Consider the following 24,807-nt stretch of genomic DNA (forward strand, 5'->3'; position numbering starts at 1 on the left):
GAGGAACACAGATGCGCCTCGCCGGAATTGCAGTCTCATCGGGTATCGCCTTCGGAGAAGCGGTAGTCTACAACCCCTTTGACAACAGCATGGACTACCGCCTGCTGCCACTTGCCAAAATCCCCCAAGAGCTGAATAAGCTCACCCAGGCATTGCAGCGCTTGTGCCAGCAGTTACAAACCAGCCTGGATAAACTGACCGAAGATTCAGACAACTTCCAATTGGTGGAAGCCGATCTGCTGTTGCTGGAAGATGCCGAACTTGTTCAACAAATTCGCGAGTCCATCAGTGGGCTGCAGTTTTCGGCGACCGCGGCAGTAGAGCGGGTCTTTGCCCACCAGGCCAGTGAACTTGAAGCGTTGGAAGACCCTTATCTAGCAAACCGGGCCCAGGACGTACGTTGCCTCGGCAGACGACTTATCAGTAGTATCAACGGCGCCGATGCCGATGGCCTGGATAAACTCAAGCATGACTCCATCTTGTTGGCCCAGGATCTGACACCGGCGGAATTTGCCCTATTGCCCCTTGAACATATCAAAGGCATCATACTGAAAACCGGTGGCCTCACCAGTCACACTGCTATCTTGGCCCGTGCTGCCGGCATCCCCGCCCTGCTTTCCTGCAACTATCAAGCAGGCAATATCAATGCCGGCGATCAACTCATTCTGGATGCCAACCAAGGTGCCTTGTTTGTTCGCCCTGAGCAAACCGAAGTCACAGAGCTTAAGCAGAGATTTGAACGAGAACAGGCAAGACGCAGTGCGCTGGAGCAATACCGGGACAGACAGACCCAGACCCGGGACGGCAAACGCATAAGCCTAATGGCCAACGTGGGTAACCTCAATGAGATCTCTCGCCTGCCCCAGGTCGGTGCAGAAGGAATAGGCCTGTTTCGTACCGAATTCATGCTGATGGATGTCAGTTGCATTCCAGATGAAAAGGCTCAGTACAACCTCTATTGCGATGCCCTGCAGCTACTCAATGGCCAGCCCTTTACCATACGTACACTGGATATAGGTGCTGACAAGGAACTGCCTTGCCTGGATCAGGCAATCGAAGACAATCCAGCACTTGGCATGCGCGGCCTGCGCTACACCCTTAAACATCCTGAAATCCTGCAGACACAGCTACGGGCCGTATTGCGCGCCGCCAATCATGGCCCGGTTCGGCTGATGTTGCCCATGGTTAATCAGGTTGAAGAGTTGGATGCCGTCCTGGATATGCTGGAGCACTGCAAACAGCAGCTCAGCGAGGCCGAGAAAGGCTATGGAGACATCAGCCTCGGCATAGTGGTGGAAACCCCTGCCGCGGTTATGAACCTGCCAACGCTGCTGCCAAAGCTGGACTTTATCAGCATAGGGACCAATGACTTGACGCAATATGCCATGGCGGCGGACAGAACCAACCCTGAATTAACCCGGGATTATCCCTCATTTTCACCGGCGATCCTCAGGCTGATTGCCATGACAATAGCAGACGCCAAAGCGGCCGGCATCAGGGTCTCTTTGTGCGGAGAGCTGGCAGGCGATCCGCGCATTGCGCCAATACTGATGGGCATGGGGCTGGACGAGTTGTCGGTCAACCCCGGCTCTGTGCTGGAAGTCAAAGCGGCGCTGTGCGAGGGTAACTTCAGTCAATTTGCAAAGCAGGCCCAAAAAGCACTCACCTGCACTCGATTGTCTGAATTGACATCCTTGATCTCCCTCTGTCATTAAGGCAGTTAATTCAGTATGCTAAGCAAAAATCCCCTTCCCCAACCTGAACGTTGTCGAGGGACTGTTTAACCGGAAACCAAAAACAAAAAGGACAAAACAACCCATGGGATTTTTAAGCCGGATCCGCCGCATGGTATCGGGGCAGCCCACCATAGAAGGCGGTATTAAAGTTTATGCCCCTATCAGTGGCGATATTGTTGCCATTGAAAAAGTCCCGGATGTGGTCTTCGCCGAAAAAATTGTCGGTGATGGCATTGCCATAGAACCCAAAGGCCAATTTATGCTGGCGCCGATTGACGGTACCATAGGCAAAATTTTTGAAACCAACCATGCCTTCAGCATAGAGTCGCCCCAAGGGTTGGAACTGTTTGTTCACTTCGGCGTTGGTACCATAGAACTCAGAGGCAAAGGCTTCAAACGCCTGGCACAGGAAGGTCAAGACGTTAAAGCCGGCGAACCTATACTAGAGTTTGACCTCGAGTTTCTCAAAGATCAGGTCAACAGCCTGCTCACCCCTGTGGTGCTGGCTAATATGGAAGACGTAAAGTACCTGGAAAAACGCCAGGGTAGCGTCAGCGCCGGCAAAGATGTGATATTTACGGTTCAAGTCTGAGCTAATCCCCAATAATACTCAAATGCATTATTTGACATAGTGCATTTGAGTGCGGCTCAGCGTACACGACCTTCTGGTTGTGGTTCATTCAAAAATCGCCGTTCCTGGAACAGATAACTCTCTCACTTAACAATATCGCATCAGCTTTTGTTAAAGGTGATAAAGCGATAACTTCGTTCCGGACGGCCAATAGCCCCGTAATTTTGATCAACAATCAACTCGTCAATCGCCAGCATATATTCCAAATAACGCCGTGCAGTTGAACGACTCATGCCGACAAGCGCCCCCATTTGTTGTGCGGTATAACTTTGTTTCGGATGTTCTGTAAACACGCAACGGATTTTATCTAAAGTCAAGGCATCCACACCTTTGGGTAAACGAACCGGTGCTTGATTACTCGATTGCTTATCCCCCCCAAATAGAGTGTCTGCGATGGATTGGGTTACTTCTTCCGCTACCGAGAGACAGTGTTGACGAGCTTCGAAGCGAGCAAGTGCTTGATCTAAACGTTTTAACATTAAAGGTTTAACAAGAAAATCACATACTCCCAATTGCATGGCTTGTTCTAAAATGGTGACTTCCTTGGCTGCTGTAATCAACATCACATCACTTTTGAGTCCTTGCTTACGAACCTGTTGTAACAACTCAAGTCCAGAACCATCCGGCAGATAAATATCCAATAAAATTAGGTCAGGTTGTAATGCTTTTAACAAACCGGTCGCAACTTTTATGCTACCGGCACAACCCACAACTTGATACTGTCCCTGGCGTACAGTGTCTTGAGTTTGGGGAAACAGTAAATACTGAGCCAACAATTGTGAGACGGCAACTTCATCTTCAACAATGATTACTGAATACGCCATGAGAGGTTCCTTTAACATGTTTCTTCGGAATGTAAACGGTAATCCTTGCACCGCCTAAATCAGATTCTCCCAATTCCAATGTACCACCACAAGATTCCAAATGCGTTTTCACCAAATACAACCCTACCCCATGTTGTGCACCCGTTTTCGAACTGTATTGCGGTGTAAAAATGGCAGCTTTGTCAGCACCTAGCCCTATACCACTATCTTCAACATCGAATATAATATTTTGCGCCGTTTCATCAATGGTCACTAACACACGAGGCACCCGCATGTGTTGTACCTTTTGCACCGCTTCAATCGCATTGTCAATCAGATTACCCAAAATAGACACCATGCGTTCCAGAAGTTCCTTGCGTTCAATACTGCATAACAAACTATCATTATTCAGCTCCACGCTGACATTCACTTCCCGGGCTTTGTGGTACTTACCCAGTAATAATCCAGCGATAACAGGTTCTTGAATATGGGTCAATAAACTTTCAATCTGAGCCTGTGAACCTTGGCTCTCTTGGCCAATTAGCTCAATCGCCTTATCCAACTCTCCCATTTGGATTAACGCACCAATAGTGTTTAATTTATTTGAGTAATCATGAGTTTGTACCCGCAATAACTCAGCAAATGCCTGTACCTTGGCTAATTGTTGCGATAAATATTCTAACTCATCAGCAGGACGCATACTCAATAGCACACCGTCATTGTAGCCGTGGGCTTGAAGTAAAAAACGTGATAAAACCAGACGTTTATCGGCAGCAAACAACTCGAAACCTAGAATACGGCGGCTTGGATTGCGCAATAAAAATTCTGCATGTTCCGGCAATAGGTCACTTAAATGAAGACTTTGATGCTGGATACGCAACGGTTGCTCCAGGATTTCACAAGCCCGTTGATTTATTTTCCGAACATTCCCATTAGGATCAAGTGCAATAATGCCGGAACGCACTGTGTTCAAGATGGCTTCCTGTTCAGCAAATAGCCTTGCTATTTCATCTGGTTGCAATCCAAATATGGCGTTCCGCACCCATCGACCAATAAATATGGCAGCAAAAATACTAAATAACAGTAATGAAATACAGCCCCAAATCAGTATACTACTGCGTTCTAAAATCAACAATTCAACAGAGCCGGCCAAAAAACCGACAGATACCAAACCTAAGACTTCACCATTATGATCATAAACAGGTACCTTGCCACGAATAGATTCACCTAAACTCCCAGTGGCCTCAGAAACATAATACTCGCCACGTAATCCAGCTTCTGAGTCTTCCCCAACCATGCGTTGACCTATTCGCGTTGGTTCAGGATGCACCAAACGAATTTTTTCAGTATTGCCTATGACAATAAAATCAGCATTTACTTGCTGACGTAATTGTTCCATTTTAGCATTGAGATCAGGGTGTTCATTCGCTTTCTTCTCGGCTTTTAAAGCCATGATCACATCAGGCCTAGACGCTATTGACATAGCCAATGCTAACGCCTTCCCCCCCACTTCTTGATGAAAGTTTTGCGTGGTCACATTATAAACCAATGCAAAAAAGAACAATGCTTGAAACACACAGACGCCAACAACCCAAATAATTAATCGGGTTTCCAATTTTTTTGGACGGCGAATCGATTTAAATGCGGACGTAGGAATTGCCGCTTGTTCTGAATTTCGCATGATATCCATCCTATAAATTGGCATCCTGACGAAGATAGTTATTCAAAAAACTTTTTAATGGAATAAGCAACACGAGTATCGCAACAATGCCTATAGCTAATGTAAGAGGCCGTTCCCATAAAAAGCTAATTGAACCATCAGAAATCATCACGGCACGACGATAATTTCGCTCAATCATATCTCCTAATATAAACCCTAGTAATAAAGGCGCCATAGGAAAACTTAGCAAGCGCAGAACAAGAGCTATAACAGCAACACCCACCATCATAAATAAATCGAAGGTATTGAATGTCACTAAATAAACTCCAATTAAGCTGAAGAATAGAATCATTACCGTTAACACTGCCCGCGGCAAGGTTAATGCTTTAGCAAAGTAAGGAATCAAGGGTAGATTCAGAATAAGCAAAACAATATTACCAAAATACATACTGATAATAACAGACCAAAACACCGCAGGATTTTCTTGCATTAGTGTAGGACCAGGCTGAATACCATAAGCTATTAGTGCACCAAGCATAATCGCTGTGGTTCCTGAACCAGGTATCCCAAGTGTCAATAGAGGGACAAAGGAGCCGGTACAAGCTGCATTATTTGCAGATTCCGGTGCAGCTAAACCTCGCATTGAACCTTGTCCAAAGCGTTCCTGTAATGCTTTCGGTGCCAAATTACGCTCACAGGCGTATGCCATAAAACTTGCGATAGTTGCGCCAGCCCCCGGTAATACACCAATTAGAAAACCCAATAAGGATGAACGCCCAACAGTAGGCGCAAGTTCCTTTACTTCCGCTTTACTCAGCTTGGTCGAACCGATTTTAGGCGTGCCCATGTCCTGTTCCCCGGGATTTTTTTGTTCCGGGCGAATTACATTAATCAAAGCTTCCGATAACGCGAAGGTCGCCATGGCAACTAATAGAAAGCTCACGCCATCAAGCAAATCTGCTTGCCCAAAGGTAAAACGTTCAGTACCTGAAGAGGGATCTATACCTATAGTAGCTAACATCAATCCAAAGACTGTCATCATCATGGCTTTTAAAAATTGACCTTTATTAGAAAAGGCTGCAATTGCCGTTAACCCCAGGAACATCAACATCATATAATCCGCAGAATGAAAGCTTAAACTCACCTCTGCCAATAAGGGGGCGGCGACCATCAGCATCAACGCGCCAATGGTTCCACCAGTGAAAGACGCATAAGCCGCAATCGCCAAAGCTTTGCCTGCGTGTCCTTGCTTTGCCATAGGGTAACCATCAAAGGACGATGCCACTGTACCGGCCACCCCGGGCGCATTAATTAAAATAGATGACGTTGAGCCTCCAAATATAGCGCCATAATAAACACCAGCCATCAAAATCATGCCGGAGTCAGCGCCTATACTGTAGGTAATAGGGATCATCAGCGCGATCGCAGTCATGGGTCCTAAACCGGGTAACATGCCAATAAAGGTTCCCACAAAACAACCTATGATCACGTACATCAAGTTTTGCCAAGCAAAAGCGGTTGATAAGCCTGTTAAGATTCCATCTAACATGATTTAACTCCAAAATTCACCGGGGGCAAGATAAACACCTAATAACTGGGTCATGATGATCCAAAAAACAATCACAACAGGGATTGATGCCAACAATAATGTTTTTTTACGTCTTTCACCCATCAACCAAAAACCGAAAAGTAAAAAAAGTGCTGTTGATAATACAAAACCCAGAGGTTCCAGCAATCCGCTATAAAGCAGCATAAGTATTATCAACAATAATGTTTGACGGATACTTTTCCAGCTTATGGTCGTTTTAATTTCCCGTTTATTATTCACTGGCGATTTCACTATTTCTGCTATCATTGCCAGTAAACAAATCACTATCCCTAATACTGTGTACAACTTTGGTAAGCTTGCTGAATTAACACTTTCGTACTCTTCAAATGGCATCAGGGGTATCTGCCAAGCATAAATGCCATAACAAACAAATAGCAGCAAAAATAGTGTTGGTCCTATGAGCTCTCGATTCATCATAGTCATCTCTCCTTTAACGATGGATAAAGCCCAACGCTTCCATTGCGACACGAAGCTGCTGTTCTTGTGCTTCCAATACATCAACAAAGCCGTCCTGGCTGGTAAATAATGTGCGCCAGCCATTACGTTGACGTACGCTCTCCCATTCAGGTGTCGCCATTAAACGTTGAAACCTGTCACTGTATTCCTGCACTTTTGCTTTTGAGACATCTGGGGCAGCAAAAAAGCCGCGCCAATTTACAAATTCCATGTCATAACCCAGTGTTCTCATAGTGGGGAGTTGTGGATATTCCACCAAAGGTTCATCAGCAGTGATCGCAAGGATCCTTACCTGACCCGCACGCATCATATCGAGCGCTTCGCTTAACCCGGTCGATAAGAGATTTACTTCACCGGACAGCAAGCCCGCCTTGGCTTTTCCACCTGCATCATAAGGAATATACCTGAGCAGTCTGCCATCAATACCTGCCGCTTGAACTGCCTGTGCGGCAACTAAATGGTCCATAGACCCGCGGGCTGAGCCACCAGCTACTTTGATCGTTTTTGGATCCCCGCGTAAGGCTTCAATAACATCGTGCCAGCTTTGATAGGGAGAATCTGCACGCACAGCAAACGCCCCGTAGTCGGCAATAACGCTGGCAACTGGTGTCAAATCGCGATAGCTGTAAGGCAACTGTCCCGAAAGCGCTCGCAGCACTATCGGCGTAGAATTAACCATCAACATATCGCCTTTTTTCGTTCCCGACTCAATCAAATAAGCAATCGCGCGGCCGCCTCCACCACCAGAAATATTCTGGAATGAGGTGTTGTCATCCAGTCCTGACTTCACCATGGCTTCGCCAACAGCTCTTGCTGTCGTATCCCAGCCCCCGCCTGGCCCTCCTGGAATAAGAAAGTGCGTTTCTGCGCGACCTTGGACACTGCAGAGCATCAAGGCGTATGCCACTATGGCGATCAACCGATAAGTTATCTTGATCATTGTCCTTCTCCTTTAACCCGGATTTGGTACAGGTGCGTCGCATCCAATACAGGGAAAACCATGAACACCATTTCCCGGACGTAATCTTTAATTTCTTTTGAGGGATGTAGAACAGAATTACTTAATCGCCTTGATAAGGTGTTCCGGACGAAAAATGTTCTTACGTTGGTTTTACGTCGCTGTGCCTTTAACTCATCGTTTTGCCCCCTTCCAAGAAAGCAATCATTCGTGATTCGGCATTCGAATAAACAACCACCGTCAGCGAACTTACGGGACTTTTGCCTGTAGACTCGCCATTTATCGCAATTAAGCCCCTTGAATGGATACGTGTTCTTCACTCTGAACTGCCCAGAAGAATTACAGTCAAACATCTGATAGATGCCGGGAAAATGTTTAAAACATCTTTGTGGGCAACCAGGCTCAGTTCGCCATTGCGTTAAACAGAGAAACCTGCGTTCTATAGCACGCTTTAACTGTCTAATGCCTAAGCAGAGTACGCTGGCGACCGGGATAACTGCCCCTAATCCACCAACAAAGCTAATTGGCAAAATGTCTGTTTGCGCTTTACAAGAAAGAGCATGGGACTGTGACTTTGCTATTGCCTCGGTTGCTTCCCGATAACCCAGGGCATTGATAAAAATAAGCTTATTATTCATTGGCTAATTCCTATTCTGCGTCCGCATTCAATAAGGTTGCTGACGTACAGGACAGCCTAGTGTTAAATCGGGGTTAATATAAGATTGCGAAATTAATTTCCATAAAAACCTTTGACGAAATTTTCTCCATTAAACGCATGCCCAAAATGAACAAAACTAAGGAAGGTGCGAATAAGTCCTCGTAGCACTCTCTTGAGGTAAAGAGTGGCTTGCACAGCAATTGGCGTTCAAGGCATCTGACTGAAGCCATGCCGGGCCTATTGAAGTTGGATAATGCAGAGAGCCGGTTACTGTAAATTCCCCATCAAGATAGCCCTTTTCATCGGTTTAGCCTTTGTTATACTCGCTGACAATCACGAACTATAAGCAATATAGAGAAACGGACTCATCATGACAGATAGACTCTATGGGATTAAAAACTGCGAGCACTTTTTATCAGATCTACCGTTTAATAACGAAAAGAAGGGGTTGGCCCCCTTCTAAAGGGCCTAATCTCCCTTTCCTATCGTCCCTTGCTTTCCTGAACAACCATATCTAATGCACTTGCGAATGTCGGATCAGCCATCATTCGCTTTCCCACAAACTCTATATCACTTGGGCCGCAATCCATCCCTCTCACTTGTGTTGGTGCCCAGACCTGGGCAAGGTTTTCCAGTTGTTCAAACCAAAACGTTGCTCTTTGCTCTGGGGCCAAGGCCGCTCTGAGCCCATCCCTAATCATACGTTGCCAAATGATGATCTGCTTATCTTGAATGAGCTTCATCTTGTTCCAATCATCCTGGTATGTTGGTGCTTTGGCGTGACAAAGTACGGAGACTTCTCTCCAGGCATAAACACGCTTGAGCTGTTCCATCCAATCGTTCGCGTAGCTTGGAGATGATTGAACAAGAACAGAAATCAAAACTAAATAAGTGATCCTAATTGTGCTCCACTTTCATGAGACCATGCCCGCCACCAGGGAATGGTGAAGCATGGTCCATAAAATACTTAACCCGCTCCATCAACTTCCAGATGTTTTTGCACTGATGGTTTCGGGTAACGGTTTCATGTAGTGCGTGCCACAACTGCTCTATTTTGTTGACCCAAGGTGAGTAAACTGGCTGAAACAACAAGATAAACTTTGGGTTTTACTTGAGCCAAGCTTGAGTCTTTTTACTCTTGTGGATGATGTAGTTATCGATAATGAGCGTAATCGTTTGGGCTCGTCTGTACTGTCTTTTGAGCAATTTCAGCATTGAAAGAAATAGCATAGAATCTTTGCTGGAACTGGCGACATAACTGACCGCGAATTCAACTCCGAAGTGCACCACTCGCTAAATTAGGCTGCTTTGCGTAATTCATTGAATACCGCAACAGGTTGCCTGAAGCCGAGGCACTTTCTCGGTCTGGCATTTAATGCCCGTTCAATCTCACTAATTTGCCTATCTGTTACCGTCCGCAAATCGGTGCCTTTCCGTATGTATTGCCGCAGCAAACCGTTGAAGTTTTCATTCAGTCCGCGTTCCCAGGACGAATAAGGGTTAGCGAAGTAGACATCCGTTTTAAGCTTTTCTGCGACCTGTTCGTGGTCACAGAATTCGCTGCCGTTGTCCGCAGTGATAGTTCGAACATAACCTCGATATTTCCACAGCATACCAACCATGGCCCGGGCCACATCGGCTGCGCTTTTCGCTGGCACTTTGCGTATCAGGTACAGCTTACTTTTTCGCTCAACCAGGCTGACAATCGCGCCCGTACCTTGCTTGCCCAGAACCGTGTCAGCTTCCCAGTCCCCAAACCGCTTTTTCTTGTTCACGATAGCGGGACGATGCTCTATGCCTACGCGATTCGGGATAATCACACGCTTCGCGCGGTTACCTTTACGGTATCTTCGGTGACTCTGGCGTAGCTGTTTGTACAACTTGCCGCCGCATAATTTATCACGCTGGACATAGCCATAAATCCACTCGTGACTGACGTTATATCCGATGATTTTACCGACACCGGCTATTTGTTCCGGACTCCACTTCTCATTGAAACCGAACTCAACAAAGGTGATGGTCAGTCCAGATATTCTAGACTTCGCGGACTGACAACGGCGTTTTAATGCCTTCGCCTGAGCGACTTCCGGCAAGTAATGGTTATCCCGAATTCGATTGCGATTTACTTCCCGGCTGATTGTGCTGTGACTTACTTTCAGACGTTTTCCTATCTCCCGATAACTGAAACCCTCGCGTAAATAGGCCTCAATCTGGTATCGTTGTCCCTCGATCAACTGCTTGTAATTCATGGTAACTACTCATGTTTGTTTGGCGACTACAGAGTATCACCAACAGGCAGTTGATCTCTCCTCACCGTTTAACCATGAGTGGTGCACTTATATCTGAATTCGGGACTTTCCCCGTTCCTGTGTGTAGCGCACCTGCCAAGTATCGTTTGCTATTCTGTCCCGGCGTTGTCACTCGTTTTTGATGGCCTTTATGCATCCATTCTGCGCCGATTTTTGGATTGAGATGGATATCAACTTCATCTTCATAAAATACGGGATGGTTTATATTGCAACGCTTCAAAGCTGCCTTAATTTCCGCAAGCTTCTCATCTTTATGAGGATCTTTGATATGCAAGGTGGGAGCGGCTCTACGCCAAACAACGCCAAGTTTAGGCAACCACCGCCGAATCGTTGAGGAATGAACCTGCAGCGAAAATAAGCGGTTAACCTCAAGAGCTATTAATTCAGTACTCCAGCGGGAACGTTGGTATCCAAGCTCTTGGGGGGACAATTGAAGCAGTAGTTTGATTACACTCGTTATTTGTTGGAAAGGAAGCACACAGGAACGGCCTCTGGTTGAAGACTCCAGCCCCTCAATGCCACATTCAGTGTACCAACTGACCCATCTGTTGATTGAAGAACGCGCCGCAGCTATCAAGCCTGATACTTCAGTAACAGTACGTCCAGATGCCAACAAGAGAATGGCATTCAGGCGACGGCACTCGTCTTTATCTCTGGTTTTATACATCTTTTTTTGTATTCGACGTCTTTCAGAGCGGGTTGGTAATGTTAGAATCATGATCTCGGCTCGGTTTGTGTGAGTTGGTTGGTTTGGCGATTGATCAGATCGCTTGAATCGAGCCAAGTTCCTTCTATTTTCGAAACTCAGTGATCTACATTTAGGAACTAATGAAATGGACACCTCCCCACAAAGACTTCAGTGAGCCATGCTGTAAGTGCAAACCAACAGCAATATGAAGAGGTGTCCCATGGAACAAATTATCGGAATTGATCTGGCAAAGCGAGTTTTTCAGGTGAATATCGTATCTGCGCAGGGTGAGAAGAAAGCGAATAAAATGATCACCCGTGAAAAATTGACGGCGTTTATTGTTCAGCAGCCTCCGTCCCGTATTGTGATGGAAGCGTGCGGCAGTGCAAATTACTGGTCACGCCAGTTCAGGCAATACGGACATGAAGTTAAACAAATCAGTCCACAATATGTTGCCCCCTTCAGAATGGGCAGTAAAAATGACAAAAATGATGCAGCTGCAATTGTCGAAGCTGACAGTCGCCCGGGTATGCGCTATGTGCCGGAGAAGTCTATTGAACAGCAGGATATTCAGTGTATGCACCGGGTTCGCCAGCGGCTGATGAAAAACAAAACTGCGCTGATTAACCAGATACGGGGGCTAGGCCTGGAATACGGTATCGCCATACCGGAAGGGGCTTATAAAATTATGACCCACCTGCCTGAGCACCTGGAGGATGCAGAAAATGAGCTCACCACGCTCAGCCGGGAGCTGTTCCATGAGATGTTGCAGGAACTTCAGGACAATCAGCAGCGGATTAAAACTCTGGATCTGCGCCTTGCGCTTATCAGCCAGCAAAATGAGGATACCCTCAGACTGAAAAGCATACCTGGTATCGGGCCATTAGGGGCTTCAGCCTTGACGGTAGCTCTGGGCGACAGCGCTGATTTTCAGAATGGCCGGCATTTTGCCAGCTATCTGGGGCTGGTTCCGAAGGAGCACAGCAGTGGTGGTAAAGTCAGACTACTCGGGATAACAAAACGCGGAGATGGTTATCTGCGAGGACTGCTTATTCATGGCGCCCGCTCAGTGGTTTACCGGGTCATCAACCTTCCGGAAGAACGATGTGGAGGTCTCCAGCGGTGGCTGAAAGGTATTATTGCCCGAAGTGGCGTAAACAAAGCTGTAGTGGCGCTGGCTAACAAAAATGCCCGAATAGCGTGGGCGCTAATAAACCAAAAAACAGAGTATATCGTTAAGTAACTAACTGATTTTAATAAGTCCAAAGAGTTGATGTGCTGACAGGTAGAACCGACTCTCTGTGAACCTGACAAATAGCTGGGCTGCTAAAAGCCATGGCACTAATGAGGACAGAGAGTACGGATGTTCATCAGGGCTCACGAAGCCGGATATATGTGTGTGGCTACTTTGTCAGAAAGAGACCTGCCGGTGCTTGCATCGGAGAGGTGTCCATATAAGCTATTTAGTGTTCTTATGAAATTTACCTATCCTAGACATAATGATTCCCTGTGCAGGTGTCGGCCTCCGTGTTTTCTCGTGGATTAGTTAAACCAGAGCCACACTGTTTGTTGATCCAATAGGCAAACAATCACAGGAGGCCGACATGTCTAAAGCTAACACACTTTTTATCGGGTTGGACGTACACAAGGAGACCACTGACGTGGCCTGGGTTTCTGATAAGTCTGCTGAGACAGTGCATTACCATGGCACAATCCCAACCAACCTGCGTTCATTCGATAAACTCATTAAAAATCAAACAGCCAAGACCAGTAAGATCTGTGTTATCTATGAGGCCGGTCCCTGTGGCTTCTGGCTCTATCGTCATCTGTTGCGCCGTGGCATTGAATGTTGGGTGGTAGCGCCGGCACTCATCCCCAAAGCTCCGGGCGACCGGGTCAAAACCGATAAACGCGATGCCATGACATTGGCCAGGTTAGCGCGTAGCGGCGATTTGCACTCTATTTATGTTCCGGATGAGCGGGATGAAGCTATCCGCGACCTTATCCGCTGCCGGGAAGATGCCATACTCGATTTGCGCCAGGCACGGCAACGGCTGAAATCCTTTCTGCTGCGTCATAGTCATCCCTGCACAGGTCGGCAAAACTGGACCGAGGCCTATCGACGCCACCTGGCGGATATCAGCTTTCCACAAAGTGCTACTAAAATCACCTTTCAGCATTACATTCATATCGTTACCGAGCGCTATGAGCGCTTGCAACGGCTGGAATTGGAACTGCAAAGCCTGGCAGAAAGCTGGCGTTGGTACTCAGCAGGCTTGGCTTGCGACTGACCAGCAGTCCACCCACTCCCGCCTGATGTTGTTTGACCAGATGCGCGCCTATGTAACAACCCAGATCGCCCACCCCTATCACCAGGATCTGCGGCGCATTAATTGTGGTGGCGAGATTATCCGCGGATAAAAATACCGGCTCGGTATCCGTTAAAGTCGATTGAGGCATAAGGTGCTCCACACAATGAACAAGGACGAAAAGCGACTTCCGCCTGTTGTTGTGCAAAGCTTTGCGTCAACTTGTGTCGCAGAAAAACGGCCATCAAACATTTTTTACAGCGTTGTCATTTTGTAGGCCATCAGCGCCTTCTCAAGGGACGCAATCATACTTGCTCTCAGTGGCTCGGGGGATATCACTTCGATATTGGCCCCCTGCCCTTTAAGCCACCATTTAAGCTGCCAGCCATCAAATACCGTGGCGGAGAGGCGCCAGCGACCATCCTCAAGGGGCGTGAGAGTTTGATCGTCACTGAGCGGCGTTTCGTTGAGATAGAATTGCAACTGCGGTTGAATATTGGCTTCGAGGTGAATACGGCCACCATCAGAAAACTGCATGGCACCGGAATCGAGGTATTCACTCAACGAAAAATTCGCTGGCCGCGGGTAGCGCTCAAAACTGCGTTCAACCTGCTTAAATCTGTGTATGGCAAAGAGTTTTGGCGCACTGGGTTGAGCGCGGCGTTCACTGCCTAACGCCCTTTTTGTATCGCTGCGGTCCTGGTCTGCTTCACTAGCCACCAGATACAGTACCCGACCGCGCAGCACCAGCGCCAAAGGGACAAGCAGGTAGGTTTTGGCTTCCGCCTTTTGGGTTGCCTGATAACTGGCCTCAATGCAGTGGTCAGCAAGCAGTGCTTCCTGAATAACCGTAAGCAGCGAATCGTCAACTTCCGGCGATTGATATACGTTGTCCCCCGAGTAGCAGGCTATTTTATTGCTGTACGGGACTTTTGCCTTGGCAAGCAGCGCCTTCGCCTCGGCGGATTTATCCAAAAGCCCTTGCTTCATCTGCTTGGGCATCACGGCCAGCATGGGCTCAAACAGCATCAGAGTCAGGGCTTCCGCCTGTGTCATCGGCTTTGGAGGCTCACGGCGATGCCAAAGAAACTTACGGCCATCTTGTGTTGAGAGTGCCAAATTGCGCTGCGCCAACGCATTCAGATCCCGCTGCACTGTGCGCGTTTGCGCTTCAATACCCATGGCGCCAAGCTTGGCAATCAAGCCGGCAACATCCACACCGTTGCCCTTTTCGGGCAACAATTGCCACAAGCAAAGCATTCTGTTCGCCGTATCGCCGGCTTTATTCGATGACATGACTCACCTCATCCCTGTGCTGAAATGCCGCTGGAAACAAGCGCTGAAAGTACTCAAGATATTCTGATTTATCAAGATATTCATCCCAATGTAGGTCGGGATCGTGCATTGCATCAAACAGCGTCACAATCTGCTTAAGCTCATCGTCAGCGAGCTTGGCAACATCGCACAGATACAAGAGTTCTTCGCCGCTAAAGGCCAGCAGATGCCGTTTGATAAAGCCCGCACCATCCCGTGTGACCTGATGTTTGAGCAGCAAGCGCCTTAAGTACAACTCATACTCCTCGTTGGTTTTAGGCTGATACTGACTTTGCAGCGCAAGCCCTTGCAGCAAGCCGCTTTGCGGAAAAAAGTGCATCACCAGCCTTGCCGCCAGCATCAGCGGCAAAAAGTCTTTTGCAAATGCCTTATTCGGCATCTGCGAGCGTGATGGCTTTTTAGGAAGTGTTAAGCTGCTTTGATGTTGCTTGGTCAAAAACCACGGCGTTGCTAATAAGAGCCGCGGATCGCCTGAGTACCTTTTGCAACGCTTTTCGGTGCGTCGCCAATGCTTGTCGAGCAGCGCTTCGGCATGAAAGAGCAGTTCAGCCGGATTAAAATCTGCCCCTTTATCTTCGCAAAGCCAGCTCAGCAGACTTTGGCGCCCTTCAACAAAGCGTTTCCACCATGGATAAAAAGGCGAGTCTTTGCTGATACTCTCTTTACCTCTTCGAGTGCTGCAAAGCATCAGAATTTCTCGCGCCCCCTGGCAAGGCGGATTGTCCCAGCACTCAAATACCATCCGGCCAAGCGCAGTGACATCCCAAAAGTCACCCCAGGGATTGTAGTCTTCATCCCTAAGCCAGTCGGCGAGTTCAGCCAAATCGACGCACTCCTGCACCCACAGGCTTTCGTGATTGCGATAGGCAGTTTCAAGCCTGCCAACCCTGTGCTTAGCCAGCAGATAGTCGCGCAATGCCGTAGCATACTGTGATGAGGTTTTTGACCGCATTTTCTCTTCCTTCTGAAAGTTTGCCATAGCGAATTCGCAAAGCTGCTTATGGGGGCTGCTTATGGGGAATGAATTGTGATTACCGGCTCAAGGCACGTTGTGAAAGCATCTCAAATGCCTCCCTTAAGGCCTGCTCACCATAGTGCGGAGGATGCAAAACCATTTGCCCTTCTAACGCAGTGAGGTAAGCCTGACTGACCGCACTGATTTCGCTCACATTGGCTAAGGCAGTTTGCAGTAAATAAAGCAGATGCTCCGGCAACAAGGACGCCGCATTGTCGGCTAAAAAGGCCGCGCCCTTTACGCGATAGCAAAGCTGCAGCAGCCAACGCTGCAGTCGGTATTCCAGCGCGAGAAAATCCACCACATAGTGAGGCGAGGCAACGGCAAAACGTTGGAGAGTGCTGCTTTCTGGCGCCCAGGTAAGCAGCAGAGCGCAGGCAAACAGCCGGTGACGAAACTCATGCCAGCAAGAATCCAGGAATATATCTCGATTTTTGCCATACTCCTTATCGCCAAGTTCCCAACCACTGTTGACACCCAGGCAATTAAGCATGGTGACACAGAAATGGGCACGCAGAAGATGGCGCTCCAGCAGAGCGGTCGCCTCGGCAAGCAAGGCCGTATGATTAAGCCCTTGCTGACCGATGTAAGCCGCGATCCCGAGCGGGAATTGACTCGCCTCATCAAGCTGAAACGACAGTGTGGGATATTCGGGTAAATCTCCTGCAAGATCTTCTGAAAGATGGTTCCAAAGGGCCCGTTGTCTTTCACTCAGCGGTTTTTCAAAACAAGTGATAAAGAGCCTGGCCCACAGCACTCGATTATCCAGAGCGGAGTCAGGTTGCTTCTTGAATCGTTCGATAATGGCAACCCAATCATTGCTGAACTCAAACCAGTAATGCGGAAACTCTGGGTCTGCCTTCTCAACCGCATCGAACCCTTCGGTGACGAAGCGATAGACAAACCCCTGCTCCAAACATAAACCGCACATAGCCTGCTCCTTATTCATTTTACGGATTAAGTATACATGCCTATGCGTCAATATGTGTCGCAATAAACTAGCTTGATGACAAGGTACTCGAAATATCTTGTTCACATTTCAAAGGAAGGCAATGCGACCGGCGCAAAACTGGCAAAATCGCTGATGTTGAAAGAGGCAAGCGCTAAGGAAATGACACTCGGCCAAAACTGGGTTTGGGTCACCGAATGGTCACGAATTGGTCACGGTCACAAACCGCGACATGAGGAAGTGGAAAGCGTAAAAATCAAAAAGCCCAAGCTATTTAAAAGCTTAGGCTTGATGAATGTTGGCGGAGCGGACGGGACTCGAACCCGCGACCCCCGGCGTGACAGGCCGGTATTCTAACCAACTGAACTACCGCTCCAAAATTCTGCTTTATCACCTGGGCAATAAAGTTTTAACTGGCTGACTTGATTGGCGGAGCGGACGGGACTCGAACCCGCGACCCCCGGCGTGACAGGCCGGTATTCTAACCAACTGAACTACCGCTCCACTCAAGTTGCCGGGAATAATACGTAGAGCCTATGCCAGCGTCAACAACTTTTTCTTTAATCGGCTCTCAAGCAGCCAAAAAAACAGCAAACTACTAATAATCAAAGTGTTCTGTTTGATTTTTGTTCATCTTCATCCGGCAAGGTCAAATCGATCTCCGGTAAAGTATCAACCTCAGGCCTGGACTGCTGCTGTTCCAGCATTTGGTCCTCAGCCACAGCCAAGGCCTGTTTCAAACTCTGGCGCTTGCGCCAAAACAGAATGGCGCCGACCCCAAACAGCAGTAGCAAAACGTTACCGCCTATGATCAGGTAAAGGGCATTTTCTTTGGCTGCCGCCTCTTCTTTGGCTGCTATTACTGCAGCCCTGGCGGCCATCTCTTCGGCGCTCGGTGGCGGCTTGGGAGGCTCAACGAAATTGAAGAAACGCTCCGGCAGGCTCAATACCAGTTCCCTTCCCTGTTTATCTGTACTGAAGACAGTACCCTTGATGCGGTAACTGCCAAAATCACTCACTTGGGGCAACACAAGCTGTGTGCTACCTTCCTTGGGCTGACGTACAGTAAGCGGTAATTGCAACCCGGCCGGTCCCAAGAGTTCAATATCAAAATAGGTTTCCTCAAGGCGCAGAATATCAGGGTTGGCCCTCAGCATTAGGCCCCAGGGCTGAGTCAGAGGATCGTCCGGCTCCAGCACCTTGATATCCACAGGACTAGGCTCCAGCCTAAATGCCTGTTTATACTCCCGTTCAAACACATCGTTTTGCACATTGACCTGTAGGGTGTAATCCCCCCAGGGCTGGTTGAGGTTAATGTTTGCAGTGAAAGTGCCATCATCAGGCCTTTCATCCAGCGCTTCACCATTATCCTGATAACTGCCGACAATCAGGGTACCGGCAGCAAAGTTTTCATCTCCAGGTTGATGGGAAGAGGCAAAACGCGCGGTCCATCTCAATAGATATTCAAGCCCAGGCAGCCGCATTCTCAGCGAATCACCGGTGAGATGGGCGGTCAATTTAAGCCGCTCACCTTGATAAAGAGGTTGAGGCAGCTCATCCACCTCAATACCCAACTCTGACACCCGGGTAATTTGCGAGCCGGGCACGACTTTACCAATGAGCTGCCAAGGGCCGGGCACAGGGTTTTCCACCGAAATCATGTCGCCTGTAACCCCATCGGTCCATTTGACATTCTCCGGGTGACGCGAGGCATACCATTTACTGCCATCGGGCAAGACCACCACCACAGGGGCGGAGCCGTATTCCCGCTGCACCAGCAGTACGATTCTGTCGACCATATGATCGATCCGAAAACGATTCTTAAGCTCAGAAGCCTGTTCCTTGGGGACAATCTCGGCAGCTGTCGCCCCCCCAAAGCCAAGCAGCAGACACGCCATGAGGCCCAGCGCTGGTCTCAATCCCATTATTTGCTTCAATCCATAGGTTGTGGCTCGTCGCGCCAGAGGCACTTGCCTGATTTTGCAACTAAATCGAGCCTTTGCTCATGCATATTCAGTTCATCGGCCGATGCGGCGATCACTTTAAGTTTTGCGCGATTGGTATCGAGACGCATGATGCCACCGGCTTCCTGCCCTGCTTGATCGCTGGAAAGGTTGAACTTGGTCTGGCCACCTGTCATCGCCAGATATACATCGGCAAGGATCTCGGCATCGAGCAAAGCGCCGTGATATTCACGACGGGAGTTGTCTATATGGTAGCGCTTACACAGGGCGTCCAGATTGTTCTTTTGCCCCGGGTGTAAAAACTTGGCAATGGCCAGGGAGTCGAGGATCTGACAAATATCCGCCGTCACCGGCCCCCTGGGATTGGTCATGGAAAACTCATGATCCATAAAGCTCACGTCAAACGAGGCGTTGTGCGCAACAATCTCAGCCCCTTGAATAAAGGCGATAAAGTCGGCGGCAATTTCATGGAATCTGGGTTCGTTGGCCACTCTCTCATTGGTAATACCATGAACCGCAATCGCTTCTTCATCAATGGGTTGGCCCGGGTTGATGTATTGGTGGAAAGTGCGACCTGTCAGGCGGCGGTTAATCACTTCCACGCAACCTATCTCAATGATCCTGTGGCCCTGATAGACGGGGCCTGCGCCCTGGTTCATACCTGTGGTTTCGGTATCAAGAATGATCTGCCGACTGGCATTCGATATGATATTCATCTATTTTTTGCAGCTTCCTGAGTGAATTTACGGGTATACTCGCCCGCATTTGCCGGATATGGTAACAACTTGATGAGCGAACTGAAACAGATCCAGATATACACCGATGGCTCTTGCCTGGGCAACCCCGGCCCCGGCGGCTATGGTGTCGTCATGCGCTATAAACAACATACCAAAGAACTCTCCGGTGGCTTTGCCCTGACAACCAACAACCGCATGGAGTTGCTGGCCCCCATTATCGCGCTGGAAAGCCTGAAAGAGCCTTGTAAAATCGTGCTGACCAGCGACAGCCAATATATGCGCCAGGGGATCACCCAATGGATCCACGGCTGGAAGAAAAAAGGCTGGGTCACTTCCAACAAGACGCCGGTGAAAAATGTCGATCTCTGGCAGCGGCTGGATAAGGCCACGCAACAACACCAGATAGACTGGCGCTGGGTCAAGGGCCACGCCGGACACCCGGAGAACGAGCGTTGCGATGCCCTGGCCCGCGAAGCCGCCGAGGCCAACCCTGCCACAATCGATAAGGGTTATCAGGCCAGCCTCTAAATCCCTTTGTCCGCGACTGCCTTGAGTTTCAAAAATTTGCCGCAAAAGTCGATAAAGGCCTGCGCCAATGGCGTCAGGCTGTGGCTCTTGTGGCGAATAAGGTAAAACGGCCGCTCAAGCGCCAGCCCCTCCACCTCAACCAACGCCAGTTCTCTACGGGCCAGCTCTTTATCCAGTGTCAGCTCGGACAAAACTCCGAGCCCGGCGCCCTGCTTCACCGCCTGTTTGATGGCATCGGGAGTTGGAAAACAGAAACGGGCCTCTGGCTGCAGGTCAAGGCGGTTGGCAGCATCGACAAAGTACTCCCGGGTGCCTGAGCCCTCTTCTCTCAATACCCAGGAGAGCCCCTTGAGCTCGCTTGGCGAGACCTTGCTTCCCGCCAGCGGGTGCGCCGGATGGCAGAATACCTTGAGACAGTCCTGATGCCAGGGTAGCACGACGATTCGACTATCGAGGCAGTAACCTTCAATGAAGCCCAACTCGGCGCGAAACTCGGCCACATCGCGAATAACCTTGCGGGTATTGTCTATCGCCAAGTCGACCTGAGTCTGAAGATGTTGCTGGCTGAATGCCACCGCCGCCTTGGCCAGCAGAAAATTACCTATGGTAGAGCTGGCGCTGACATTCAACATACCGGCCAATTCGTGATTATTCGGGGTAAACGCCTGCTCTATGCGCTCGATGCGCTGCAGTACATCGCTGGCCAGAGGCAGCAGTAGGCTGCCTTGAGAGTTAAGTTGCAAGCGGTTGCCTATACGCTCGAATAAGCGGGTATCGAGCTGCTTTTCAAGTTCCGACAACGCCATAGATGTGGCCGGCGCGGAGAGGTTAACCCGCTCGGCCGCTTTAACTACCTGACCACTGCGAGCCACGGCTTCAAAAATCATCAACTGTTTCAGGGTAATACGCATTAAAATTATTGCTCTTCTTTAGTGTCGCGCTCCAATTGTCTGCCGGAGAATCCCGGCGTCGGCGTGGGTTGCCAACCTGGGATCCGCTGGCGGCGTTTATCCCCCAAGGGGGTTAACGGCGAATCCAGCTTGCGGGCCACCAACAGATACAGAGAGCCGGTACCCGGCAGCCATTTTTGCTGCCAATGATGCCATATTTTCAACGGCGCGGATTCGCTGAGCAGCGAATGGTATAAGAGCCGCTCGTCATGCACCACCTGATACCCCAGGAGCCCGAGCCAATCTTTAATCCTGGCCGGCATAAAGAAATGGCCGCTCCAGGGTAAGGCCTGCTGAAATCTGGGCAGCAACTTGCCAAAAAAGGCACAGCTGAAGGGGTTAATTCCTACTATAAAAAGATAGCCGCCGCTGACCAGCACCCTGTCGGCTTCACGCAAAATCCGGTAAGGGTTTGCCTCAAACTCCAGCACCAGGTTCATCACTACTGCATCTATGCTGGCCGGCGCCAACGGTAGCGAGGCAAAATCGGCAACTATCGAAGCACCTTTATCAGGGAAGAGGGAGAACTGATGCCAGACCGGACAGTTTTTGATCTCGAGTTCGCGGCTTAAGGCACCCAGGCGCAACAGATGATAACCAAACACCCTGGGCCACCAATAGGCCAGTTTGCTTTCCAGTTCACGTTTGATAGTCTCACCGGCGGGCAAACTATCCCAGGAACTGGGTCTGGACTCAGACGAGAGAGGCATAGATACTCCGGTTAAGCCATTCTAGCCTCAGCTTAATAACGAATCCCCTATACAAGCAAGTATGAGGCTCAGTAAAATTGAAACTGATCCCGCCGACTTAAAGGAGCCTTGAGCTTATGTCCAACGTCCATATCACCCATCCCCAGCCTCAGATAACGCCCATAGCCGCCTTCGATGACAACTATATCTGGGCCATAGTGGCGCCCCAAGGTGATAGTTGTTGGGTGGTCGACCCGGGTGATGCCGTGCCGGTATTGGCTTTTTTGGCGCGAAATAACCTGACTTTAGCCGGAGTACTGATAACTCACCACCACAGCGACCATACCGGTGGCATTCCGGCATTGACGGAAACTTTTGACTCGCTCCCGGTTTACGGACCAGCCAATCCGGCCATCAAAGGCATTACCCAGCCACTAACAGAGGAAGGTGAATATCGGCTTGAGCCAGGGCAAGGTAGATTTGCTCTTGAATGCCGGGTATTTAAGGTTCCCGGGCACACGCTGGATCATATCGCTTATTTGATTGACGATGCGCTGTTTTGCGGCGATACCCTATTCTGCGCCGGCTGCGGTCGCCTGTTTGAAGGCAGCGCCGAGCAGATGTACCATTCTTTGAGTCAGTTTGCTGCCCTCGATGACAGCACCAAGGTGTATTGCACCCATGAGTATACTCTGGCCAATCTGCGTTTTGCCAAAGCCGTTGAGCCGGACAACCAGGCACTGGCTGACTACCAACTTGCCGCCGAAGCGCTGCGCGAGCAGCAAGAGCCTACACTCCCCTCCACTATTGGTCGTGAAAAGGCCATCAACCCCTTTATGCGCTGCCAAAAGAACACACTGCAGAGCAGGCTCGAATCCCACAGCGGTCAGCCCTGCCATGATCCCGTGAGCCGCTTTGCAGTTCTCAGGCAATGGAAAGACAATTTCTGAAAACCGGGTTACAATAAGCCGCCTTTTTGTGTCGTTATTATGACAACGCTCAGCCAAGATATATTTATCTAATTGTTTTAAATAATAATACTTGGCTTTCAGTAACGGCGCTTCTTTTTCACCACGGAAACCAAACCAGGGTAAAAGTATCACCCAAGGTACAATCCCGGGCCAAGGGACCAGGCCTATCCCGGGTTTCCGTTTGATGTGCGTTTGCCTGTCTGTTCAGGCCATCATTCGAGGATTGCTGTTTTTGAAGCAAATCAGATTTTTTATATTGGCGGGGAGCCTCTCCCTGCTTGGCGGCTGTCAGCTGCTGTCTCAAGCGCCGGAGTCTACTGCCGAAACGCCGGTTAAGGCCACCCCGGCTCCGATCATTACTCAGGCTCCACAAGTCATCAGCGAGCCGGAAGTTGTTGTCACTGACGTGTGGCAGCGGATCCGCAACCAACTCAATATGTCGGTTCCCGATGAGAAGCTGGTGCGCCAATACCGTCAATGGTACATAGATAATCCAAGACACCTGGAGCAGATCTCCGAACGGGCTGCTCCCTTTATGTATCTGATTGTCGAGCAGATAGAAGAGCGCAAACTGCCGATGGAGCTGGCACTGCTGCCGATAGTGGAAAGTGCCTTCGATCCTTTCGCCTACTCCCATGGTGCCGCCTCAGGATTATGGCAGTTTACCTCGCCCATGGCGCTGCATTTTGGTCTGGAGATCAACTGGTGGTATGACGGACGCCGCGACGTTCCGGCAGCCACAACCGCAGCGCTGAATATGATGGAATACCTCTACGACAAGACCGGCGAGAACTGGCTCTATGCCATAGCTGCATATAACACAGGCGAAGGTCGGGTGTTGAATGCGGTCAAGCGCAACCGCCAAAAGGGACAGCCTACCGACTTCTGGTCGCTGTCGCTGCCCAAGGAAACCGAGCGTTATGTTCCGCAATTGCTGGCACTGGCAGATGTCGTCAAAAATGCCGATAAATATGGTATCCAACTGACACCGATCGCCAACGAACAGAAGTTGGAAGTGGTCGATGTCGGCAGCCAGATAGACTTGGCCCTGGCAGCGCGCCTTGCCGGTATGGAAGTCAATGAACTGCAACAGTTCAACCCAGGCTTCAATCGCTGGGCCACAGCGCCGGAAGGGCCACACAAGCTGGTACTGCCGCTGGACAAAGCCAAAGAGTTTGAAATCGCCCTGGCCAGTACAGCGCCAAGCGAGCGCCTCAACTGGCTCAGATACAAGATCCGCAAGGGTGACTCTCTTGGAGTAATAGCCAAGAAGCATCATACCAGTATCGATGTTATTCGTTCGGTCAACGGCATTAGTGGCAACAATATTGTCGCTGGCAAGCACCTGTTGATCCCGGTCGCCCTCAAGGACGCATCGGCCTACCCGCTCTCCAAGGAGCAACGCCTGGGTCAGAATAAGTCCGGCAAGAGCAAACGCAGCTACCTGGTCAAGTCCGGTGATTCCCTGTGGCAGATAGCCAAGGATAATGGCGTCAGTGTCAACGAGCTGGTGAAATGGAACGGGATCTCGACCAAAACGCCGCTGCGTCCCGGCAAACAACTGACCATCTGGACTAAAGCTTCCGGCAAATCCCAGAGTGCCAACGCCGTAATGCGCACCGTGAAGTATAAGGTTCGCTCCGGTGATTCGTTGGCAAGAATCGCCAGCAAGTTCAATGTCAGTGTGAATGATCTGCTGGAATGGAACCAGCTCAAAGCCAGTAAGTACCTGCAACCCGGACAGATGTTGACCCTATTCGTGGACGTGACCCGGGTCAAGACCTGATAAAAACTCCTACTCAAGCGGCACCCAAGGTGCCGCTTATGATCCTGTTCAAACTTTTGCAAGTTA

Annotated in this window: 22 protein-coding genes, 2 tRNA genes and 2 pseudogenes; 7 read left to right on the plus strand and 19 right to left on the minus strand. The window is 49.4% G+C overall.

The window, feature by feature from the left end; all coding sequences use genetic code 11:
- Window positions 1-11: 11 nt before the first annotated feature.
- Together ptsP and crr are read left to right on the plus strand one after the other, a co-directional pair.
- On the plus strand, window positions 12-1,715 hold the full coding sequence (ptsP, locus tag SIL79_RS17030) for a phosphoenolpyruvate--protein phosphotransferase (RefSeq protein ID WP_162207325.1): 1,704 nt from the start codon (window positions 12-14) through the stop codon (window positions 1,713-1,715).
- Window positions 1,716-1,818: 103 nt separating this feature from the next.
- Window positions 1,819-2,328, plus strand: coding sequence for a PTS glucose transporter subunit IIA (gene crr, locus SIL79_RS17035; protein ID WP_039036123.1), 510 nt, complete (start codon window positions 1,819-1,821; stop codon window positions 2,326-2,328).
- Window positions 2,329-2,468: 140 nt separating this feature from the next.
- Here the strand turns inward: crr and SIL79_RS17040 are convergent, their stop codons facing one another.
- The 10 genes and pseudogenes from SIL79_RS17040 to SIL79_RS17085 form a co-directional block, all read right to left on the minus strand.
- Window positions 2,469-3,191, minus strand: a complete 723-nt coding sequence (locus SIL79_RS17040; protein WP_162207326.1) for a response regulator — start codon at window positions 3,189-3,191, stop codon at window positions 2,469-2,471.
- The gene (locus SIL79_RS17045; RefSeq protein ID WP_162207327.1) at window positions 3,166-4,851 is read right to left on the minus strand and encodes an ATP-binding protein; all 1,686 of its coding nucleotides are present in this window, start codon (window positions 4,849-4,851) and stop codon (window positions 3,166-3,168) included. The genes SIL79_RS17040 and SIL79_RS17045 overlap by 26 nt, the downstream gene beginning before the upstream one ends.
- A 10-nt stretch (window positions 4,852-4,861) precedes the next feature.
- Window positions 4,862-6,379, minus strand: coding sequence for a tripartite tricarboxylate transporter permease (locus tag SIL79_RS17050; RefSeq protein WP_144362200.1), 1,518 nt, complete (start codon window positions 6,377-6,379; stop codon window positions 4,862-4,864).
- Window positions 6,380-6,382: 3 nt separating this feature from the next.
- On the minus strand, window positions 6,383-6,856 hold the full coding sequence (locus SIL79_RS17055) for a tripartite tricarboxylate transporter TctB family protein (protein ID WP_101095128.1): 474 nt from the start codon (window positions 6,854-6,856) through the stop codon (window positions 6,383-6,385).
- A gap of 13 nt (window positions 6,857-6,869) precedes the next feature.
- Window positions 6,870-7,835, minus strand: coding sequence for a tripartite tricarboxylate transporter substrate binding protein (locus SIL79_RS17060; protein ID WP_039036151.1), 966 nt, complete (start codon window positions 7,833-7,835; stop codon window positions 6,870-6,872).
- Complete coding sequence (locus SIL79_RS17065) at window positions 7,832-8,491, minus strand: hypothetical protein (protein WP_039036150.1); 660 nt, start codon at window positions 8,489-8,491, stop codon at window positions 7,832-7,834. Before SIL79_RS17065 ends, SIL79_RS17060 begins: the two co-directional genes overlap by 4 nt.
- A 502-nt stretch (window positions 8,492-8,993) precedes the next feature.
- The gene (locus SIL79_RS17070; protein ID WP_071477220.1) at window positions 8,994-9,344 is read right to left on the minus strand and encodes a hypothetical protein; all 351 of its coding nucleotides are present in this window, start codon (window positions 9,342-9,344) and stop codon (window positions 8,994-8,996) included.
- 64 nt (window positions 9,345-9,408) lie between these two features.
- Window positions 9,409-9,774: pseudogene (locus SIL79_RS17075) on the minus strand (IS630 family transposase); the annotation flags it as partial.
- A gap of 35 nt (window positions 9,775-9,809) precedes the next feature.
- Window positions 9,810-10,760, minus strand: coding sequence for an IS30 family transposase (locus SIL79_RS17080; protein ID WP_319619655.1), 951 nt, complete (start codon window positions 10,758-10,760; stop codon window positions 9,810-9,812).
- A gap of 103 nt (window positions 10,761-10,863) precedes the next feature.
- Window positions 10,864-11,538, minus strand: a pseudogene (locus tag SIL79_RS17085) (IS630 family transposase); the annotation flags it as partial.
- Window positions 11,539-11,728: 190 nt separating this feature from the next.
- On the opposite strand from SIL79_RS17085, the gene SIL79_RS17090 reads away from it, so the two are divergent.
- Both SIL79_RS17090 and SIL79_RS17095 read left to right on the plus strand, forming a co-directional pair.
- Complete coding sequence (locus tag SIL79_RS17090; RefSeq protein WP_162206998.1) at window positions 11,729-12,751, plus strand: IS110 family RNA-guided transposase; 1,023 nt, start codon at window positions 11,729-11,731, stop codon at window positions 12,749-12,751.
- A gap of 361 nt (window positions 12,752-13,112) precedes the next feature.
- Window positions 13,113-13,799 carry an IS110 family transposase gene (locus SIL79_RS17095; RefSeq protein ID WP_162206575.1) on the plus strand — a complete coding sequence of 229 codons (687 nt, stop codon included), beginning with the start codon at window positions 13,113-13,115 and terminating at the stop codon, window positions 13,797-13,799.
- A 273-nt stretch (window positions 13,800-14,072) separates the two neighbouring features.
- On the opposite strand, the gene SIL79_RS17100 is transcribed toward SIL79_RS17095, so the two are convergent.
- The 7 genes from SIL79_RS17100 to dnaQ all read right to left on the minus strand — a co-directional run bounded on the left by SIL79_RS17100 (window position 14,073) and on the right by dnaQ (window position 19,796).
- Window positions 14,073-15,113, minus strand: a complete 1,041-nt coding sequence (locus SIL79_RS17100; RefSeq protein ID WP_082014229.1) for a helix-turn-helix transcriptional regulator — start codon at window positions 15,111-15,113, stop codon at window positions 14,073-14,075.
- Entirely contained in the window at window positions 15,100-16,104 is a 1,005-nt protein-coding gene (locus tag SIL79_RS17105) for a hypothetical protein (protein ID WP_039033207.1), read from the minus strand. Before SIL79_RS17105 ends, SIL79_RS17100 begins: the two co-directional genes overlap by 14 nt.
- Window positions 16,105-16,183: 79 nt before the next feature.
- Window positions 16,184-17,098: a hypothetical protein gene (locus tag SIL79_RS17110; RefSeq protein WP_233962375.1), complete on the minus strand. Its 915-nt coding sequence runs from the start codon at window positions 17,096-17,098 to the stop codon at window positions 16,184-16,186.
- Between the two features lie 317 nt (window positions 17,099-17,415).
- Window positions 17,416-17,492, minus strand: a tRNA-Asp gene (locus SIL79_RS17115).
- 51 nt (window positions 17,493-17,543) lie between these two features.
- A tRNA-Asp gene (locus SIL79_RS17120) sits at window positions 17,544-17,620 on the minus strand.
- 101 nt (window positions 17,621-17,721) lie between these two features.
- Window positions 17,722-19,014 carry a TIGR03503 family protein gene (locus SIL79_RS17125; protein ID WP_405130444.1) on the minus strand — a complete coding sequence of 431 codons (1,293 nt, stop codon included), beginning with the start codon at window positions 19,012-19,014 and terminating at the stop codon, window positions 17,722-17,724.
- 35 nt (window positions 19,015-19,049) lie between these two features.
- On the minus strand, window positions 19,050-19,796 hold the full coding sequence (dnaQ, locus tag SIL79_RS17130) for a DNA polymerase III subunit epsilon (protein WP_039033209.1): 747 nt from the start codon (window positions 19,794-19,796) through the stop codon (window positions 19,050-19,052).
- Between the two features lie 72 nt (window positions 19,797-19,868).
- Between dnaQ and rnhA the strand changes: the two genes are divergently transcribed.
- Complete coding sequence (gene rnhA, locus SIL79_RS17135) at window positions 19,869-20,345, plus strand: ribonuclease HI (protein ID WP_071476599.1); 477 nt, start codon at window positions 19,869-19,871, stop codon at window positions 20,343-20,345.
- Here rnhA and SIL79_RS17140 read toward each other — a convergent pair.
- On the minus strand, window positions 20,342-21,256 hold the full coding sequence (locus tag SIL79_RS17140; protein WP_162206572.1) for a LysR substrate-binding domain-containing protein: 915 nt from the start codon (window positions 21,254-21,256) through the stop codon (window positions 20,342-20,344). The genes rnhA and SIL79_RS17140 overlap by 4 nt on opposite strands.
- A gap of 5 nt (window positions 21,257-21,261) precedes the next feature.
- Window positions 21,262-22,005: a class I SAM-dependent methyltransferase gene (locus tag SIL79_RS17145; protein ID WP_039033212.1), complete on the minus strand. Its 744-nt coding sequence runs from the start codon at window positions 22,003-22,005 to the stop codon at window positions 21,262-21,264.
- A gap of 116 nt (window positions 22,006-22,121) precedes the next feature.
- On the opposite strand from SIL79_RS17145, the gene gloB reads away from it, so the two are divergent.
- Both gloB and SIL79_RS17155 read left to right on the plus strand, forming a co-directional pair.
- Window positions 22,122-22,934, plus strand: a complete 813-nt coding sequence (gene gloB, locus SIL79_RS17150; RefSeq protein WP_039033213.1) for a hydroxyacylglutathione hydrolase — start codon at window positions 22,122-22,124, stop codon at window positions 22,932-22,934.
- A gap of 253 nt (window positions 22,935-23,187) precedes the next feature.
- On the plus strand, window positions 23,188-24,741 hold the full coding sequence (locus SIL79_RS17155) for a LysM peptidoglycan-binding domain-containing protein (protein ID WP_229799924.1): 1,554 nt from the start codon (window positions 23,188-23,190) through the stop codon (window positions 24,739-24,741).
- Window positions 24,742-24,807: the final 66 nt, after the last annotated feature.

The sequence above is a fragment of the Shewanella indica genome, from assembly GCF_033842865.1.
GTDB lineage: Bacteria > Pseudomonadota > Gammaproteobacteria > Enterobacterales > Shewanellaceae > Shewanella > Shewanella indica.

Bases quoted from the DNA above. Each gene is read 5' to 3' on its own strand.
- SIL79_RS17100 (WP_082014229.1), bottom strand. From the start codon at position 15,113: ATGTCATCGAATAAAGCCGGCGATACGGCGAACAGAATGCTTTGCTTG.
- ptsP (WP_162207325.1), top strand. From the start codon at position 12: ATGCGCCTCGCCGGAATTGCAGTCTCATCGGGTATCGCCTTCGGAGAA.
- SIL79_RS17055 (WP_101095128.1), bottom strand. From the start codon at position 6,856: ATGATGAATCGAGAGCTCATAGGACCAACACTATTTTTGCTGCTATTT.
- SIL79_RS17070 (WP_071477220.1), bottom strand. From the start codon at position 9,344: ATGGAACAGCTCAAGCGTGTTTATGCCTGGAGAGAAGTCTCCGTACTT.
- SIL79_RS17110 (WP_233962375.1), bottom strand. From the start codon at position 17,098: ATGTGCGGTTTATGTTTGGAGCAGGGGTTTGTCTATCGCTTCGTCACC.
- SIL79_RS17045 (WP_162207327.1), bottom strand. From the start codon at position 4,851: ATGCGAAATTCAGAACAAGCGGCAATTCCTACGTCCGCATTTAAATCG.
- SIL79_RS17040 (WP_162207326.1), bottom strand. From the start codon at position 3,191: ATGGCGTATTCAGTAATCATTGTTGAAGATGAAGTTGCCGTCTCACAA.
- gloB (WP_039033213.1), top strand. From the start codon at position 22,122: ATGTCCAACGTCCATATCACCCATCCCCAGCCTCAGATAACGCCCATA.
- SIL79_RS17105 (WP_039033207.1), bottom strand. From the start codon at position 16,104: ATGCGGTCAAAAACCTCATCACAGTATGCTACGGCATTGCGCGACTAT.
- SIL79_RS17080 (WP_319619655.1), bottom strand. From the start codon at position 10,760: ATGAATTACAAGCAGTTGATCGAGGGACAACGATACCAGATTGAGGCC.
- SIL79_RS17050 (WP_144362200.1), bottom strand. From the start codon at position 6,379: ATGTTAGATGGAATCTTAACAGGCTTATCAACCGCTTTTGCTTGGCAA.
- SIL79_RS17145 (WP_039033212.1), bottom strand. From the start codon at position 22,005: ATGCCTCTCTCGTCTGAGTCCAGACCCAGTTCCTGGGATAGTTTGCCC.
- crr (WP_039036123.1), top strand. From the start codon at position 1,819: ATGGGATTTTTAAGCCGGATCCGCCGCATGGTATCGGGGCAGCCCACC.
- SIL79_RS17095 (WP_162206575.1), top strand. From the start codon at position 13,113: ATGTCTAAAGCTAACACACTTTTTATCGGGTTGGACGTACACAAGGAG.
- SIL79_RS17140 (WP_162206572.1), bottom strand. From the start codon at position 21,256: ATGCGTATTACCCTGAAACAGTTGATGATTTTTGAAGCCGTGGCTCGC.
- SIL79_RS17060 (WP_039036151.1), bottom strand. From the start codon at position 7,835: ATGATCAAGATAACTTATCGGTTGATCGCCATAGTGGCATACGCCTTG.
- SIL79_RS17125 (WP_405130444.1), bottom strand. From the start codon at position 19,014: ATGGCGTGTCTGCTGCTTGGCTTTGGGGGGGCGACAGCTGCCGAGATT.
- dnaQ (WP_039033209.1), bottom strand. From the start codon at position 19,796: ATGAATATCATATCGAATGCCAGTCGGCAGATCATTCTTGATACCGAA.
- SIL79_RS17065 (WP_039036150.1), bottom strand. From the start codon at position 8,491: ATGAATAATAAGCTTATTTTTATCAATGCCCTGGGTTATCGGGAAGCA.
- rnhA (WP_071476599.1), top strand. From the start codon at position 19,869: ATGAGCGAACTGAAACAGATCCAGATATACACCGATGGCTCTTGCCTG.
- SIL79_RS17090 (WP_162206998.1), top strand. From the start codon at position 11,729: ATGGAACAAATTATCGGAATTGATCTGGCAAAGCGAGTTTTTCAGGTG.